The sequence below is a fragment of the Chryseolinea sp. H1M3-3 genome, assembly GCF_029360725.1.
Classification (GTDB): domain Bacteria; phylum Bacteroidota; class Bacteroidia; order Cytophagales; family Cyclobacteriaceae; genus Chryseolinea.
Map to the genome: position 1 here is coordinate 225455 of NZ_JARKMY010000018.1, position 16822 is coordinate 242276.

The 16822-nt window shown below is 41.6% G+C and carries 9 protein-coding genes; 5 read left to right on the forward strand and 4 right to left on the reverse strand.

Annotated elements, in window-relative coordinates; all coding sequences use genetic code 11:
• Nucleotides 1-91: 91 nt before the first annotated feature.
• Complete coding sequence (locus P2W71_RS24920) at nucleotides 92-679, reverse strand: RNA polymerase sigma-70 factor (protein ID WP_276374135.1); 588 nt, start codon at nucleotides 677-679, stop codon at nucleotides 92-94.
• Nucleotides 680-945: 266 nt separating this feature from the next.
• On the opposite strand from P2W71_RS24920, the gene P2W71_RS24925 reads away from it, so the two are divergent.
• Nucleotides 946-1359, forward strand: coding sequence for an OsmC family protein (locus tag P2W71_RS24925; protein ID WP_276374136.1), 414 nt, complete (start codon nucleotides 946-948; stop codon nucleotides 1357-1359).
• A 68-nt stretch (nucleotides 1360-1427) separates the two neighbouring features.
• On the opposite strand, the gene treY is transcribed toward P2W71_RS24925, so the two are convergent.
• Both treY and treZ read right to left on the reverse strand, forming a co-directional pair.
• Entirely contained in the window at nucleotides 1428-4115 is a 2688-nt protein-coding gene (gene treY / locus P2W71_RS24930) for a malto-oligosyltrehalose synthase (RefSeq protein WP_276374137.1), read from the reverse strand.
• Between the two features lie 2 nt (nucleotides 4116-4117).
• Complete coding sequence (treZ, locus tag P2W71_RS24935; RefSeq protein ID WP_276374138.1) at nucleotides 4118-5932, reverse strand: malto-oligosyltrehalose trehalohydrolase; 1815 nt, start codon at nucleotides 5930-5932, stop codon at nucleotides 4118-4120.
• A gap of 288 nt (nucleotides 5933-6220) precedes the next feature.
• Here treZ and P2W71_RS24940 point away from each other — a divergent pair, with 288 nt between their 5' ends.
• The 4 genes from P2W71_RS24940 to malQ are packed head-to-tail and all read left to right on the forward strand — an operon-like array spanning nucleotide 6221 to nucleotide 12575.
• Complete coding sequence (locus P2W71_RS24940) at nucleotides 6221-7654, forward strand: glycosyltransferase (protein ID WP_276374139.1); 1434 nt, start codon at nucleotides 6221-6223, stop codon at nucleotides 7652-7654.
• Nucleotides 7620-8870: a glycoside hydrolase family 57 protein gene (locus tag P2W71_RS24945; RefSeq protein ID WP_276374140.1), complete on the forward strand. Its 1251-nt coding sequence runs from the start codon at nucleotides 7620-7622 to the stop codon at nucleotides 8868-8870. The genes P2W71_RS24940 and P2W71_RS24945 overlap by 35 nt, the downstream gene beginning before the upstream one ends.
• A gap of 2 nt (nucleotides 8871-8872) precedes the next feature.
• Nucleotides 8873-11053, forward strand: a complete 2181-nt coding sequence (gene glgX, locus P2W71_RS24950) for a glycogen debranching protein GlgX (protein WP_276374141.1) — start codon at nucleotides 8873-8875, stop codon at nucleotides 11051-11053.
• Nucleotides 11043-12575: a 4-alpha-glucanotransferase gene (malQ, locus tag P2W71_RS24955; RefSeq protein WP_276374142.1), complete on the forward strand. Its 1533-nt coding sequence runs from the start codon at nucleotides 11043-11045 to the stop codon at nucleotides 12573-12575. Before glgX ends, malQ begins: the two co-directional genes overlap by 11 nt.
• 4 nt (nucleotides 12576-12579) lie before the next feature.
• On the opposite strand, the gene P2W71_RS24960 is transcribed toward malQ, so the two are convergent.
• Nucleotides 12580-16818, reverse strand: a complete 4239-nt coding sequence (locus P2W71_RS24960; RefSeq protein ID WP_276374143.1) for a hybrid sensor histidine kinase/response regulator — start codon at nucleotides 16816-16818, stop codon at nucleotides 12580-12582.
• Between the last annotated feature and the right edge of the window lie 4 nt (nucleotides 16819-16822).

A 16822-nucleotide genomic window follows, 5' to 3' on the forward strand; every position in this document is an offset into this window, starting at 1 on the left:
TTCACTGGTAAAGAATTTTTACAAACATGGCAGTAGCCGTCGAATGACAGCGAAAGATCGTTACTTGTACCGGGAAGTTGTTATGCAGCGGTCAACACGCTAATAACGTAACGGTGATCGTGAAAAAGTTAAAGTGTTTCAAATTCACCTTTAGCACTTTAAGCGCTTTGCCCAATTGATTTTCTGCAGTTTTTTCTGAAATGCCTAAATGAGATGCAACTTGTTTGATGGATAGATGCTCCTGCCGACTCATTTTGAAGATTTGTTGACGCTTTGGTGGAAGTTTTTCAATTTCTTTTTCCAAAGCCAAATTTAATTCATTTAGTAATACAGTTTCCTCCGTTGAATTATCAAAAGGTGATTTCGAAATTTGCAGCTGCGTTTCCGAATATATCTTTCGGGACATTTCTTTTTCCAGGTGATTGATAATTTTATACTTAACGGCAGTAAACAGATAGGCGGACAATATTTCAATCTCAAGGATTTCGCGCTTCATCCAAAGGGAAGTGAAAATGTCCTGAACAATTTCTTCTGCAATTTCCCTTGATTGAACTCTTTTAAAGGCGGCCGAATAAAGCTTTTTCCAATAACGCAAGTAGATCTCTTCGAAAGCTCCAAGCTCTTGTTGTCTCAAAAGCTTCAGCAATCCTTCATCAGAATATGCTTTGTAATTTTTCATCAGAGGCTTAGGTAGGGTCAAAGGATGAAACTTACCTGAAAGTAAATAAATTTTTTTGAGAAAACGATTGCACTTTCATTTAATAACTTCGGAAGCCAAAAATAAACAGGGTGTTTATAACTTTTTTTTTCTCGATTTGTTAACGCTCGAAGTCACCCAGCAACCGAAAAAATCACGACCGCAAATTTGATTCGGATATTACAGTTGGACAGTTTGTTCGGGTTTTATCACTGCTTACATTAGCGCAAAAATAAACAACTCGAAATATGAAAAGAAAAGCAACAGCAGTTTGGAAAGGATCAGGCAAAGAAGGAACAGGTCACCTTTCGACACAAAGCTCCATTCTAAATAAGACTCAATATTCTTTCAATTCAAGATTTGCAGATGGCATCGGCACGAATCCAGAAGAACTTGTTGCAGCTGCTCACGCAGGCTGTTTCAGTATGAAATTAAGTTTTGTATTGGGTGAAGCTGGCTTTCCGCCCCAAGAAATCACAACAGATTGCACAATTACATTGGAAGATGGTACTGTAACACAGTCGCAATTGGTTCTTAAAGCGAAGGTACCTGGAATCAGTAAAGAAAAATTTAATGCATGCGCCGACGACGCAAAGGCAAATTGTCCTATATCTAAATTATTGAATACAAATATTTCTCTCACGGCTACATTAGAAGGATAACCTTCATCGCTAAGTCGTTCGAACAGTCTATAAAGGCCTCTTCAGTTAAATTGATGGGGCCTTTTAATCTATACACTATATAATAGGGCAACCGAAAAATCTTTGTATAGTTCTTTTAACGGCAGATATCCGTTTGAAATAACTGATTTCCCTGAAAAGAGATTTATCCATTGTTTAGGAAAGTATTCAAGCATGACGATCGATTCCTCGGCATGCAAATCCAATGTTTCCGTCGCCTGATTTTGTTGTGTAATCCCGAAAGGAACAGCTACTAGAATCCACTTATTTTCAATATTGCGGGCGTACACACACGCCAGTTGATTACCACCTGTGACCTGCAGTGGAATATATGCACCTTCGGTAAAAAGTGCTTCATGGTTTTTCCGAAAAGTCAATGTCTTCCAGGTAACAAATAATTTTTCCACTCCCATGTTGCGGTTGATTGTAAGAAAAGAAAACAATGCATCGCTACCTTCTTTTTCCTTTATTAGGATTTGATCAAAATATTTTTTTCGTAACTTATAGTCAACGGCACGCCTATTGTCAGGATCGACGTAGCTTAAATCCCAAAGCTCACAACCTTGATAAATGTCGGGAATTCCAGGCGCGGTAACTTTTAACAACACCTGTCCCAATGCATATGTTGTTGCTGCATCCAAAATCTGCCGGACAAAGGTTATCGCACTGGGCAGAAATTTCTTTTCATCGGTCAACAAGTATTGTATAAACGTTGAACACGCCTTCTCATAATTTTCATTGGGCAACTCCCAGTTACTTTTTACTTTTGCTTCCCGGACAACTTTCATAAGATATTCCTGGAGTCTTTTCATCCACTCCACCGATGCCACCAGATCCTCAGGAAATCCACCGACAATTGATTGATATATAAAGTATTCATCATTAATACTTACCTTCGTGTCCTCAGCATTAGCAGCTAAATATGATTGATGATCAGCAAACCATTGGCTAACCACTTGCTGCCATTGTTCTGGAATTTCGCTCAACACGTTTAGACGAATTCTAACATCTTCTCCCCGCTTCGTGTCATGCGTGGCCGTCGCATTGAGGGACAAAGGAGTATTTTGCTGACGAACAATCATGCGTTTATGAAATTCGCTGATTGAAATTGCCAACGTCGAGGGTGAATCACCAACTTCATCGTGAGAGATAAGCGGGTTGTAAATATAAAATGTAGTATCCTCAACACCTTTTGCCGTAAGCGGCCCCGTGAACTGCATCAAACGTTTTAGAAACGAAAGAATATTTGCTTTCGGATATGACGTTTCGGAAACAAACAATTGCTGGAAGTGCTCGAGTTCTTCAGTACAACCTGTTTCCACTTTCCGTGCTTTCTCAAAAGTTTCATTTATGACATCAAGATCATTTCCTGTCAAAGGAATAACATGGGGATAAATCCGATAGACCGGAAGTGATACCATGATGATTCCTAGGGCTTCTTTTAACCGGTTGTATTCAAAGTGATTTCCAAGTTCCAGATCGTTCAGGTAGCGTACGAGATTGTCCCACTCGCCACCCATATAATTTTCGAGCATCATCTTTTTATTCTTCGCCACCAGCTGCTTATACGAGGGTAAGCCTGGCACCAATGTGCTATAAAATTCTAGCAACTGCTTGGCTCCTTTTTTGTCCGTAAATAGCCGGTTGACATATGCCAAAAATTCGTAACCACTGGTTCCCTGGATAGGCCACTCTGCTGGAAGCGTTTCTTTGGCTTCCAATATTTTTTCAGCTATGATATAACAATCGGCATCGAACAATTTTCTTAAGCTTTTGATATATCGCGCCGGATCTTTCAGACCATCAATGTGATCAATCCTGAATCCCTGTATAAGATTTTCGTTATACAGAGAAAGTAAAAATGCGTGGTATTCCTTGAAGACGTGATCATCTTCCATTCGCAAACATATCAACTGGTTTACAGTAAAGAATCTTCGATAGTTAATTTCCTTTTCCGTCCTTTTCCAATAAGTTAACACATAATGTTGGCGGCCGAGCAATTCCATGAGAAGAGTCTGATCAGCATTCACAGACTCCACCATCTGCTGAATTGTTTTTTTCTGTTTATCCGTCACAGAAGCGACCCATTGAGATTTCAACTTATGCCAGGTTCTCAGATCCGCGGTATGTGCACGGCCATTGATAAATGTAGTCCATTCTTCAGCTAGATTTTTTACATCGGGTGAATCCAACAAAGAAAATAAAAAATCACAGGCCAATCCCGACACGGGGTAATGCGCATCAAAATAGAATATCTGAAACCCGTTCCTTGTAAATGCTAATTTGATTTGGTTATTCTTAACACACACAGCCAATTCATCGCCTAAGAAAGGCACCATTACTTTATTTTTTAGTTCAGGTGATGGATGGTTCCAGTCAATATCAAAATAGTTGTAGTAAGGTGAAGCGGGGCCCCGTTCAAGAACGTCCATCAATCGGGTATTGGCGGGATCAAATGCCATGTGATTGGGTACGATATCCTGTAGCCATGTCATTCCTCGTTGTCTAAGTTTTGATGCAATGGCCGAAAGCTCTTCCTTAGTTCCAATTTCAGGATCAATCATGTGCGGGTCGGTTACATCATATCCGTGAACACTACCCTTAGTCGATTTTAGAATGGGAGCGGCATAAATTGTCGAAACTCCGAGCGCATGCAGATAATCTATAATTTCAAGTAGATTTTTAAATGTAAAATCTTTATTGAGCTGAACTCTGTAAGTAGATGATGGTAAACGCATATTTATAATTCAAAAATTAACACTGACTCCGGGCTCATTACGATATTTTCATCCGGCGAGACATTTGTCTGAGGATGCAATTCACGTCCAACCCAGTGGGTATCCGCAGAGTTAAAAATCATTTTTAGAGATTGGCTAAAGGGGGTTTTAAAAACGACTTTTGTTTTTTCAAAATTTAAAAAGATATAAAGAATGTCACCTTCGAAAGACCTTTCCATGCCAATGATTTTTTTTTCCGCGATCTCACGAACACGAACATTCTCCTTCCGCCTTCCTTGCATCGCCTTGCGGTTCTTCCGGAAACCAATAAGATATTTGTAGTAGGAAAATAAAATTGCATGCTGCCCGTTCGTGTAGTTCCAGGACAACTTGCATTGTTCAAATGTTTTTTCCGACTGGGGATCAGGTACCTCACCTTGCCAATTGAAATATGAAAATTCTTTCTTTCTGCCCTCTCGAACCATTTCAACAAGTTCATTGTCAGTGTGACTAATAAAATATTGGAAAGGGTTCTGTTCGCCATACTCTTCACCCATGAATAATAAAGGAACTTGCGGAGCAAGCAGCACTGCCGCCGCTACCAATTTGAGTGCCTCAAAGGAAAGGTTAGCTGCAAGACGGTCGCCCAACATCCGGTTTCCAATTTGATCATGGTTTTGTGCAAAAACAACGAACTGGTCATACGCAATTTCCTGCGGAAGCACGCCAAAAAATTTTTTACGATGTTTTGAAAATTGCCCGGTGTATACGTAAGAATCGCGATAGGCCCTGACAAGATGCTGCATGTCGCCAAAATCCTCGTAGTACCCGTCCACTTCACCTGTGACCAAGGCATGTAAAGCATGATGAAATTCATCGATCCACTGTCCGTCTAATCCGTATCCGCCTTTATCATACGGATTAATATAACGCGGATTGTTAAGATCGAACTCCGCAATCAATACTTTTTTCCGGCCGCTTTTCTTTTCAATCTCGCTGACTTTATGTGTAAGTTCCTCAATAAAATGCTTCGCACTGAAATCCCAAATGGCGTGGACTGCATCAAGTCGTAACCCATCGATATGAAATTCTTCCAGCCACATCAGCGCATTCTGCCAGTAAAAATTTCTCACACCATCGCACCATGCGTCATCGAAGTTGATTGCTTTACCCCATCCGGTTTTATATCGATCTGTGAAGTACGGGCCATATTCGCTCAAATAATTTCCTTCTGGGCCTTGGTGGTTGTAAACAACATCCAGCACGACGGCAATATCTTTGCGATGCGCTTCGTTAACCAACCGTTTTAAACCTGTAGGCCCCCCGTAGTCATGGTGAGCAGCAAATGGATACACACCGTCATATCCCCAGTTTCGATTGCCTGGAAATTGAGATATTGGTAAAAGCTCAATTGCGTTTACTCCTAATTCCTTTAAATAATCTAAACTCGAAATAACACCTTCAAAATTTCCTGTCTCAGAAAACGTCCCCACATGCAATTCGTAAAGAACCATCTGCCCTAATAAAATTCCTTTCCATGTTTTATCTGTCCAATCAAAATTTTGGTCACACACAAAAGAAGGCCCGTGAACTCCCTCGGCTTGCCACCTCGAAGCTGGGTCTGGAAGTATTTTATCGGCGTTCAAACGAAATTGATAAGGGGTGCCATGTTCAACGCCATTTAATGCTATTGTCCAATAGCCTTGAGCGTCTTTTTGTAATGCAGATTCTTGTTTCGCAGTGATTAAATCAACGCGTGTTGCCTGTGGTGCCCAAACGGTAAATACACATCTTCCATTATTACATAAAGCACCAACCGGCGGGAGGGTATAATCCATTTAATTTTTTACGTCGGCAATGGAAAATTGTATGCCAGTTATAATTAATGCCCATAAACAATCGGTCCAATTTCCGGTTGTTACCAAGGGCGTAGGATAAGGGAGATGATAAAGGGAGATGGAATTTCAAAATAACAACGTTAAGAAAATGTTATAAAGGTTAATTCCTGTTCTTAAAATACGGCATAGATTTTTTTATATAAAACTTCAACAGCTTGCTCTGACATTAGTATTCGTGTTGCCTGTATGTTAAATAAATGATTTTTTAAGTTTTCAAGTTTAAATTCAATGAGAATTTTAATGTTCGGATGGGAATTCCCTCCACACATTTCAGGCGGACTGGGGACAGCCTGCCACGGTTTAACGCAAGCTTTGGGGAAGAATAAAGTTGAAATTTTATTTGTTGTTCCAACGCTGCACGGTGGCGAGAAGGTCGACAATGGATATATAATAAATGCGAGTACCGTTATTATTCCCTCTGCCATGCCGGCAAAAATAACTCCGTTAGTAGACGTCGCCGGACTTCCCTCTCACATACAAGCCGTTGATACCAAAACACAGGTAATGACTATGAATGAAGAGGGGACGGAAGTAACATATTTGAAAGCCGCTTCCTCCATTACGCCATACGGACAACATCTTCAGGACGAAAATTTCGCGCAGGTACGACAATGGAATTATACCCTTCCGCAAAAATATTCCATAAGCCGTATTTATCCGGAAAGTAAATATGAAACAGACAAAGTTACATCAATTTCCTCCGGCGTTTCTTATCAGTTTTCAGGTAAGTACGGTCCAGCGTTGCTGGATGAAGTCGACAAATACGCTTTGGTGGCTGGTACCATTTCCGATCAATATGACTTCGACGTTATCCATGCCCATGATTGGCTGACTTTCCGTGCAGGTATTGAAGCTAAAAAAAGAAGTGGCAAGCCCTTGATCGTTCATGTGCATGCCACAGAATATGATCGCGCGGGTAAAAATGGTGACGCGTTTATAATGGAAGTTGAACGAGCAGGAATGATGGAAGCAGACCTCGTTGTTGCTGTCAGCGAGCGGACAAAATCCATAGCTGTGGCGGAGTATCAGATTCCCCCAGCCAAGATTGAGGTTGTGCATAACGGCATTATTGCTTCCGAAAAACCTAGCAACAATTTTTCTATACCCATCGGGTCTCACGTAATAACTTTTCTAGGACGCATTACTTACCAAAAAGGTCCGCTGTTCTTTGTTGAGGCGGCACGTAAAGTCTTAGAAGAATTTCCAGATGCTCATTTCGTTGCTGGCGGATCAGGTGATTTGTTTCCGGCGATGGTCGAACGAGTGGCGCAATTAAGAATGTCAACAAATTTTCACTTTACTGGATTTGTGAAAGGCGAACAAGTGAACAAGCTTTGGTCTATCTCCGATGTGTATGTTATGCCTTCGGTTTCAGAACCATTCGGGATTACTCCTTTGGAAGCAATTCAAGCCGGCGTACCTGTTATCATCTCCAATCAATCCGGTGTGGGTGAAGTGATGCCCCATGCTATTAAAGTTGACTTCTGGAATACTGACGCATTGGCCGAAGCCATTTGCAGCGTGCTTAAATACAAAAGTTTATCAAAGACACTCAAAAAAAATAGTACTAATGAAATAAAAAACATCAGCTGGGATAAAGCAGCAAAAAAAATAAAAAGCCTTTACTATGAATTCGCTACAAAGACCAGACTCTCCGCATAACCTTATGTTGTACTTCCAAGTACACCAGCCGCGTCGTTTACGCCCATTCCAGTTTTTTGATATTGGCTCAGGTGGTAATTATTTTGATGATGACCTTAATGAAGAAATTCTCAACCGAATTGCCATCCAATGTTATTTGCCAACAAATCAACTGCTGTTAGATCTTATACGAAAAAATCCAAACATCCGGGTGACGTTCTCTATATCCGGAACGACGCTTGAGCAGTTTGAACAATATGCTCCGGAAGTGCTGCTAAGTTTCCGTGATCTTGCATCAACTGGGTGCGTTGAGTTTCTTGGCGAAACATATTATCACTCGCTTGCCTGTATGCTTCCTGGTGATGAATTTGAAATCCAGGTGATGAAGCATGCACAAAAGATTAAAGAACACTTTGGTGTTCAACCTCAGGTCTTCCGAAACACAGAATTAATTTACAGCAATGAAATAGGCGCCCGCATAAGTGCTTTGGGTTTTAAAGGAATCCTTACCGATGGCATCGAGCGTGTACTATGCAATCGAAGCCCACATCATCTTTATAATCATCCCACAAAAACGGATCTGAAAATATTTTTAAGGAATTATCGGTTGAGTGATGATATCGCATTTCGTTTCGACGCTAACGAGCTGACCATCGATCGCTATATGTCGTGGCTTTCCCAAATGCCCAATGACGAAAAGCTTGTTAACCTTGCACTTGATTATGAAACCTTTGGAGAACATAAAAAATTACAAAGTGGTATTCTCAATTTCTTAAAAGAGTTACTCACCTCACTGGCCAATTACGCCGCGTATCGCATGATTACCCCTTCCCAAGCTATGGAACACCTTTCACCGCACAGTCAATTGAATGTACCAGGTTATATTTCGTGGGCAGACAAAGAAAGGGATTTATCGGCATGGTTGGGAAATGACATGCAGCGAGACGCTTTCGATTCATTAAAAAAATTAGAAAAAAATTTGGAGACGCTTGATGACCCACAACTGATTCATACATGGCGGCAGTTGCAAACTAGCGATCACTTTTATTATATGTGCACAAAAGGGGAGGAAGATGGAGGTGTACATTCCTATTTCAGCCCATACTGTTCTCCATATGAAGCATTCATTAACTACATGAATGTGATATCAGATTTTTCATTACAAATAAAAAACAGGTTATCTGCGCTTCGCCGCTCTAAACGTATGCGGAAAACAGTGCTGGCCAATGCATTATAAACATGGAAACTACTACAATAATTAAATCCCCTCCTGCGCCGCGTAAAATCACTGTATACCCCGGAAATCCGTTTCCCTTAGGCGCTACATGGGATGGGAACGGTGTGAATTTCGCGTTGTATGCAGACAACGCTACAAGTGTTGAACTCTGTTTATTTAATTCTCCTACCGATCAGGCCGAATCCTATAGTGTCAAGATCGTGGAACGTTCACATCATATATGGCATGCCTATTTCCCGGATCTTCAACCCGGACAACTGTATGGCTACCGGGTACATGGAAATTATGATCCCCAAAATGGTCATCGGTATAATGCAAACAAATTGCTTATCGATCCATATGCCAAGGCAATTGCCGGAACTATCGACTGGAATGATGCGCTCTTTGGCTACAAGCTCGGCGATCCGGATGAAGACCTGAGCTTTAGTAAATTGGATAGTGCGGCCTTTATTCCTAAGTCGGTGGTGGTCGATTCAAGCTTTGATTGGGGAAAGGAAAAAGCGCCCAAAATTCCTTATCATAAATCGATCATTTATGAAACTCACGTCAAGGGATTCACACAATTGCATCCGGATATACCTGAAGAAATACGGGGCACCTATGCCGCGCTTGCACACCCGGTCACTATAAATTATCTGAGGGCTTTGGGAATTACGGCTGTAGAGCTAATGCCGGTTCATCATTTCGTTGCAGACCGTCATTTGAAAGAACGAGGCTTGACGAACTATTGGGGCTATAATACGATCGGGTTCTTTGCACCTGATGCGCGCTATTCAAGCAGTGGTGTATTAGGGGAGCAGGTGGTTGAATTTAAAAATATGGTGAAAGAACTTCACAAAGCGAATATTGAAGTTATACTAGATGTTGTTTACAACCATACGGCTGAGGGAAATCATTTAGGCCCCACCCTTTCCTTTAAGGGCATCGATAACGCATCGTATTATCGACTGACTGAAGACAAGCGTTACTATATGGACTATACCGGCACGGGCAATACGCTTAACGCAAACTTACCCAATGTGCTTCGATTAATGATGGACAGCCTCCGGTATTGGATTATAGAAATGCACGTGGATGGGTTTCGTTTCGACCTCGCCTCTACCCTTGCACGCGAACTGCATGAAGTTAACAGGCTTAGTGCGTTCTTTGATATTATACATCAGGATCCTATCATATCTCAAGTGAAGCTTATTGCAGAACCTTGGGATGTTGGCGAAGGCGGATATCAGGTGGGAAAATTTCCGCAAGACTGGGCAGAATGGAATGGTAAATATCGCGATTGTATGCGTGATTACTGGCGCGGAGCCGACAGCATGCTAGGTGAGTTTGCCTGGCGTTTTACAGGTAGTCCTGATCTTTATCAAAACGACTACAGAAGACCTACCGCCAGCATTAACTTTATTACCGCTCATGATGGATTCACGCTGGAGGACTTGGTCTCTTATAACGAGAAGCACAACGAAGCTAACGGTGAGGATAACATGGATGGAGAAAGCCACAATCGTTCCTGGAATTGTGGTGCAGAAGGCCCAACGGAGGACCCTGAAATTCTTGCGCTTCGTAAAAAACAGAAACGAAATTTTATAACGACTTTGTTTTTATCACAAGGTGTACCCATGTTAGTAGCTGGAGATGAATTCGGGCGCACACAAGGTGGAAATAATAATGCTTATTGCCAGGATAATGAGATTTCGTGGTTGAATTGGGAAGAGGCCGATCTTGAATTTTTAAAGTATACTAAAAAAGTTATCCAACTGGTGAAACATCATCCCACTTTTTGCAGAAGAGGATGGTTCCAAGGTCAACCCATCAAAGGTATCGGTGTGGAGGATGTCGCATGGTTTTTACCCAATGGAGAAGAAATGTCTGAAGAACACTGGAACAATGACTTCGCAAAATCATTGGGTGTCTATTTAAATGGCCGGGGTATCCATACGGTCAATGCCAAGGGAGAGAGTATCATAGATGACAGCTTTTACCTGATATTTAATGCACATCACGAACCGCTCGATTTTACCTTGCCCGGACCTAAGTATGGCAAACACTGGAAAAAGGTTCTTGATACCAGTGACCCTGATGCCGAAGAAAAATATTTGGCCAATGGCAATGTCAAAGTAGAAAGCCGATCTATGATAGTATTGATGTATCCTCTTGCCTATAGCAAAACCACAGATGAGCCTTAACCTGAGCGGTAAAGACCTTCCTGGGCCGGCAATGAGAAATGCCGGAATACTGCTGCACATTACTTCATTACCTGGTGAATTTGGTATTGGAGATATGGGTCCTGAGGCGAGAAAATTTGCAGACTTTTTAAGCCGCAGTAAACAAAGCTTTTGGCAACTTTTGCCTATGAATCCGGTAGGTGCCGAGCAAAGCTTTTCTCCATATAGCTCAATATCAAGCATGGCGGGAAACACACTACTGATAAGTCCCGAACAACTTGTACTGGACGGTCTGATAAAAGTAGGAGAAATATCAATTGTGAAAGGAACGTCCACTGATAAAGTAGATTGGAAGCTGGCGCAAGACAGCAGGCACAAAATTTTTAGAATCGCATATCAGAATTTCAACCGCGACAAGAAACGATCACAGACGTTTAAACGCTTCTGTGAACAGGAAAATTATTGGTTGAATGACTTTGCCTTGTACGTGGTGCTCAAGGAACATCATAACAACAAGCCATGGTACACGTGGCCGGTCCCCTATCGGAACCGTAACGCTAACGTACTTCATGCATTCGTCACATCCAACGATGACGCTATCCAATATGTGAAATGGCAACAATTTGTTTTTTATCACCAATGGAATTTATTAAAAGCGTATTGTAATCAATCGGGAATTCATCTGTTTGGAGACTTGCCATTCTATGTCAGTTATGACTCCGCAGATGTATGGTCACATACAGAGATATTTAACGTGAACGAAAAAGGCAAGATGACCGGCGTGGCCGGCGTGCCACCGGATTATTTTAATGACAATGGTCAACTCTGGGGAATGCCTACCTTCAGATGGGATATTCTGAAAAAAAATAAGTACAGGTGGTGGATACAGCGCATTCGTAAAAATATGGAGATGTACGACCGATTGCGGCTGGATCACTTTCGCGCATTTGCAGACTATTGGGACGTCCCAGCAAATCACGTAACAGCTAAGCGCGGAAAATGGAAACCAGGGCCCGGCGCGGATTTTTTTATCGCGCTTAAAAAAACATTCGGGCACCTGCCATTTGTTGCCGAGGACCTGGGGGATATTAATGAAGCTGTTTACAAACTTCGTGATGACTTTAAATTTCCCGGCATGAAAGTCTTACAGTTTGCTTTCGGAGATACCATGCCAACCTCAGATTACATTCCTCACAATTATACTTCTAATTTTATCGTCTATACGGGAACACACGATAATAATACGACCAAAGGGTGGTACAGAAAGAATATTTCAATCAAGGAACGCCGTTTACTAAAAAAATATTTTGACAAAACGATTGATGAAAATAATATCAGTTACGAATTATGCCGACTTGCCTATTCGACAGTAGCCAATACTGTGATCCTTCCGATGCAGGATGTTTTAGGATTAGATGAACATGCAAGGATCAATACGCCGGCATCCACAAAAAATAATTGGCAGTGGCGGATGACACCCACGGTACTAAACACTGCAATAGAGCGGCAACTTGCGGAGTGGGTAGTGCTGTTTAATCGGTAGACGGTTACTCGATCGCCTTGGGCTTATACGAATCAAAAGCTTTCACTAATGCCTCGACAAGTTCGTCCAAGTTAATTGGCTTTGAAATATATCCATCCATTCCTGCCGCAAGACACATATCCTTGTCGTCCTGCATGGCATTTGCAGTCATTGAAATAATTACTGGCTGGTGATATTGTTTCGACCGGATTAACCGCGTTGCCTCCAATCCATCCATCTCGGGCATTTGTACGTCCATTAGGATAACTTGGTAGAATCGTTCATTGAATTTTTCAATTGCCTCGAGTCCGGTTTGAGCAATGTCGACATCATTATAGCCAAGTTTACTAAGCACGCGGACCGTTAATTTCTGATTCACAACATTATCCTCTGCTAATAAGATTTGCAATGGATATTTCTGTGCAAACTCTTTTGAAAGCAATTGTTTTCCATTCGATTCTTCAGCGACTGCGGGCTGTGTAACTTCTGGCCTAAGCGCAGCTTGCACCACACGACACAGTTGTTGCTGTTTAACCGGTTTGTTTAGCACCGCCGAGAATAATTCCGGATGCTTGCGTTTGCTTTCGTCACCAATAGAACTCAACAGAATAATCGGAACATTGTATTTTGCTTTAATTCGTTGTGAGAGTTGCAGGCCGTCCATATCAGGCATCTGCATATCAGTTATCACAAGGTCAAAATGTTGTTGCTGGCAAAGAATACTGAGTGCTTCATTTCCTGATGACGCCAGTATTGGTGTCAACATCCACAGTTCAAGTTGATTCTTTAGAATCGCGCGGTTGGTAGCATTATCATCAATCACCAGTACTTTCTTTCCTTCGTTACCAGCCGTATTGAAATGCACATATTGGCGTACCGATGAATGGCTTACACCAGCCCTTATAGTAAATGTGAACGTAGTGCCTACTGCTGACTGGCTTTCTACGGATATCGCTCCTCCCATCAATTGAACCAAACGCTCACTGATAACTAATCCTAAACCTGTGCCACCATATTTCCGGGTAGTGGAAGAATCGACCTGAGAAAAGGCTTTGAATAACCTGGAAAGTTTATCCTGAGGAATGCCAATGCCGGTATCCCTTACGTGGAAAGCAAGATCTAGCCCATTATCATCAATCTTCAACAGATCAACAGCGACGAAAATTTCACCCTGATGCGTAAACTTCATTGCGTTGCTGATCAAGTTCAACAGAATCTGTCGTAAACGATGGCTATCCCCTACGATCTGAGCAGGTATCTGGTAGTCGATTTGATAAACAAGATCCAGTCCTTTTTGTGAGGCTTTGGCAGAAAAGACATCCATTACTTCTTCGATGCATTGACGCAAATCAAATCCATGGTTGTCCAGTTCAAGATTGCCAGATTCAATTTTAGAAAAGTCAAGAATATCGTTTATCACTGTAAGCAAAGCTTCACCGCTGCTGCGAATGGTATCCGTGTATTCTTGTTGCTCTGGTGTTTGGGTGGTTTCTGCTAACAATGCGGCCATACCTAAAACGCCATTCATAGGCGTTCGTATTTCGTGACTCATGGTGGCTAAGAAAATGCTTTTTGCTTTATTGGCCTGTTCGGCGTCGGCCCGGGCTTTTTCCGCCTCTTCCTGCTTAGCGACAATTTCTTCCTTTTGTTTTTGTAATTCTATATTAAGTGCTGAAAGAAATTCCGTTTGAGCCTGTTGTTGTTCATGAAGCGCTTGCATGTTTTCAGCCTGCGCTTCTACGGCTTCCTTTTGCAGTACTAACTCGGCAGTTTTTTCCTTCACTTGTTGCTCGAGAATGAGTTGTTGCTTCCTGACAGCCTTCATCCGGATTAAAAAGAGAAATGAAAGTATGCTTATTCCGGCGATCACAGAAAGAACCTTAAACCACCACGTCTGCCAATAAGGAGGTGTGATTATTATCCGCAATGATGTACCCTCTTCATTCCAAACACCGTCATTATTGGAAGCTATTACTCTAAATTTATATTCACCTGGACTTAGGTTGGTATACGAAGCCTTGCGATCCTGTCCTGCGTCTACCCATTCATTCTGAAAGCCCTCCATTTTATACCGGTACTGATTTTTTTCAGGCTGCAAATAATTCAATGCTGTAAACTCGAATGAAAAAACATTCTGCAAATGGCTTAGGTGGATCTCTTTGGTGAGTAAAATGTTTTGCTTCAAAATTTCTTTTTCACCAATGCCTACAGGTTTGTTAAATACCCGTAACGCCGAAATGTACACAGGCGGTTTGTATGAATTGGTTTTAATACTGTCTGGATGAAATATGTTAAATCCATTTGTACCCCCAAATAGCAGTTCTCCTGTTGCTAATCGGTGTGATGCCCATCGGTTAAACTGATCGCCCTGCAACCCATCACGTTCCAAAAAATTTACGAAGGTCTCGCTCTCCGGATCGAATCGCGATAAACCTTTATTCGAACTAATCCACAATTTACCGGAAGACTCTTCCTCGATACACATAACCCCATCGTTGGGCAGTCCATCTATTTCTCGGTAGGCCTTAAAAGTTTCAGTTGCCTTATCAAAAAGATTGAGGCCGGCGTTTGTTCCCACCCACAGCCTTTTCTTTCTATCTTCATAGATGGTAAAAATACTATTACTGCTCAGGCTTCCTTTTTTCTCCGTTGATTTGAAATGCGTAAATATATTTGTAGCAGGGTCAAGTCGGTCTAACCCGTCTACCTCGGAGCCAATCCAAATTTTTCCATCCGAGTCCTCATGCAAGCAATCGATTGAAAAATTGGCTATAGAGTTAGGGTTGTTTGCGTCGTGCGTATATTGTATAAAATCATCAGTCGCCGCATTGTATCTACTCAGTCCATTGCCCCACGTAGCGATCCATACGTTGTCATTGCGATCAATGAGAATATAGAAAATGTTATTGTCACTTAAGCTCCTGTTATTCTGAGGATCATGCTTATAATGTTTAATTTGTTTGGTAACCGGGTTATAATAATTAAGCCCCCCATTCCACATTCCAATCCACAGACCACCCTTCTTGTCCTTTCGAACGGCCAATACCTTGTTGTTGGAAAATGCATTGAAGTAATTTGAAAACTTCTTAGTTCTTCTGTCAAAATAATTCAGTCCACCGCCATCTGTCCCTACCCAAAAATTTCCATTCGTATCCTCTTCAAACGAAGATACGGTATTGTGGTTTAAACTACGGTTGTCATAGGAATTATGCTTGTAGTGATAAAATGCATAGTGCCCTGGATCATGAACACTAACACCTCCAAAACGCGTACCCACCCACATCCTATCATTCAGATCAAAAAATACCTTTGTTACAATATTGCTACTCAAAGACTTTTCGGAGGCTTGGTCCTGGTTATACCTGGTAAATGTTTCAGAGGACTGGTTGAATTTATTGAGCGAGCCGTCAATTGCAATCCAAATATTTCCTTTCCTGTCTTGGGTTAAACTATATATATAGTTTCCTCCTAGACTATTAGGGTCGCTTTCGAGGGCTACATACCTTTTAAAATGCTGGCGGGAATCCATTTTATTTAATCCCCCATAGAATGTACCTACCCAAAGATTTCCGTCTCTGTCCTCCATCAGCGACGTGAGAAGATTTGAGCTTAAGGAAGCGGGATTCTTTGGCTCATGATAAAAATTTTTAAAACCCTCATTCTCCACCATCATGCTCAACCCACCAAATGTTGCAACCCAAATTCTTTTGTTTGAGTCCTCAACTATGGCTGTGATGTGATTATGTGATATTGAATTGTATTTCTTTGGATCATGATAAAACCTTTGAAACTTCCCCGTTTCAATATTGTATGCACTAAGTCCATGAGCTGTTCCAATCCATAAATTTCCTTTTGAGTCGAGGGACAGACAAGTCACGTCGTTATTGGTGATCGACTGACTGTTTTTTTTATCGTATAAAAATCTTTTAAAATTATTCGTTTTACGATTATAGAAGTTCAAGCCACGACGCGTGCCCACCCATAAATTGCCTGCAGTATCTTGTGCGATACAATGAATGCTGCTGTTGCTGACACTCGAAGAATCCAGTGGATTATTTCGAAATACGTTAAAGGAATACCCGTCGTAAGAATTTAAACCATCTTCCGTTGCGACCCATATAAAACCATAACGATCCTGTAGTATATCCCATACGTTAGCTTGTGACAAGCCCTGCTTCGTCGAGAAAACCTGGAATTCCAACTCCTGGCAAACGCCACTGATATTTATAAATAAAATTAGGAGTGTAGCCTTAAAAAGGCTCAATATG

Excerpts from the sequence above, each read along its gene's own strand:
- P2W71_RS24920 (WP_276374135.1), bottom strand. The coding sequence starts at position 679 with ATGAAAAATTACAAAGCATATTCTGATGAAGGATTGCTGAAGCTTTTG.
- P2W71_RS24925 (WP_276374136.1), top strand. The coding sequence starts at position 946 with ATGAAAAGAAAAGCAACAGCAGTTTGGAAAGGATCAGGCAAAGAAGGA.
- treY (WP_276374137.1), bottom strand. The coding sequence starts at position 4,115 with ATGCGTTTACCATCATCTACTTACAGAGTTCAGCTCAATAAAGATTTT.
- treZ (WP_276374138.1), bottom strand. The coding sequence starts at position 5,932 with ATGGATTATACCCTCCCGCCGGTTGGTGCTTTATGTAATAATGGAAGA.
- P2W71_RS24940 (WP_276374139.1), top strand. The coding sequence starts at position 6,221 with ATGAGAATTTTAATGTTCGGATGGGAATTCCCTCCACACATTTCAGGC.
- P2W71_RS24945 (WP_276374140.1), top strand. The coding sequence starts at position 7,620 with ATGAATTCGCTACAAAGACCAGACTCTCCGCATAACCTTATGTTGTAC.
- glgX (WP_276374141.1), top strand. The coding sequence starts at position 8,873 with ATGGAAACTACTACAATAATTAAATCCCCTCCTGCGCCGCGTAAAATC.
- malQ (WP_276374142.1), top strand. The coding sequence starts at position 11,043 with ATGAGCCTTAACCTGAGCGGTAAAGACCTTCCTGGGCCGGCAATGAGA.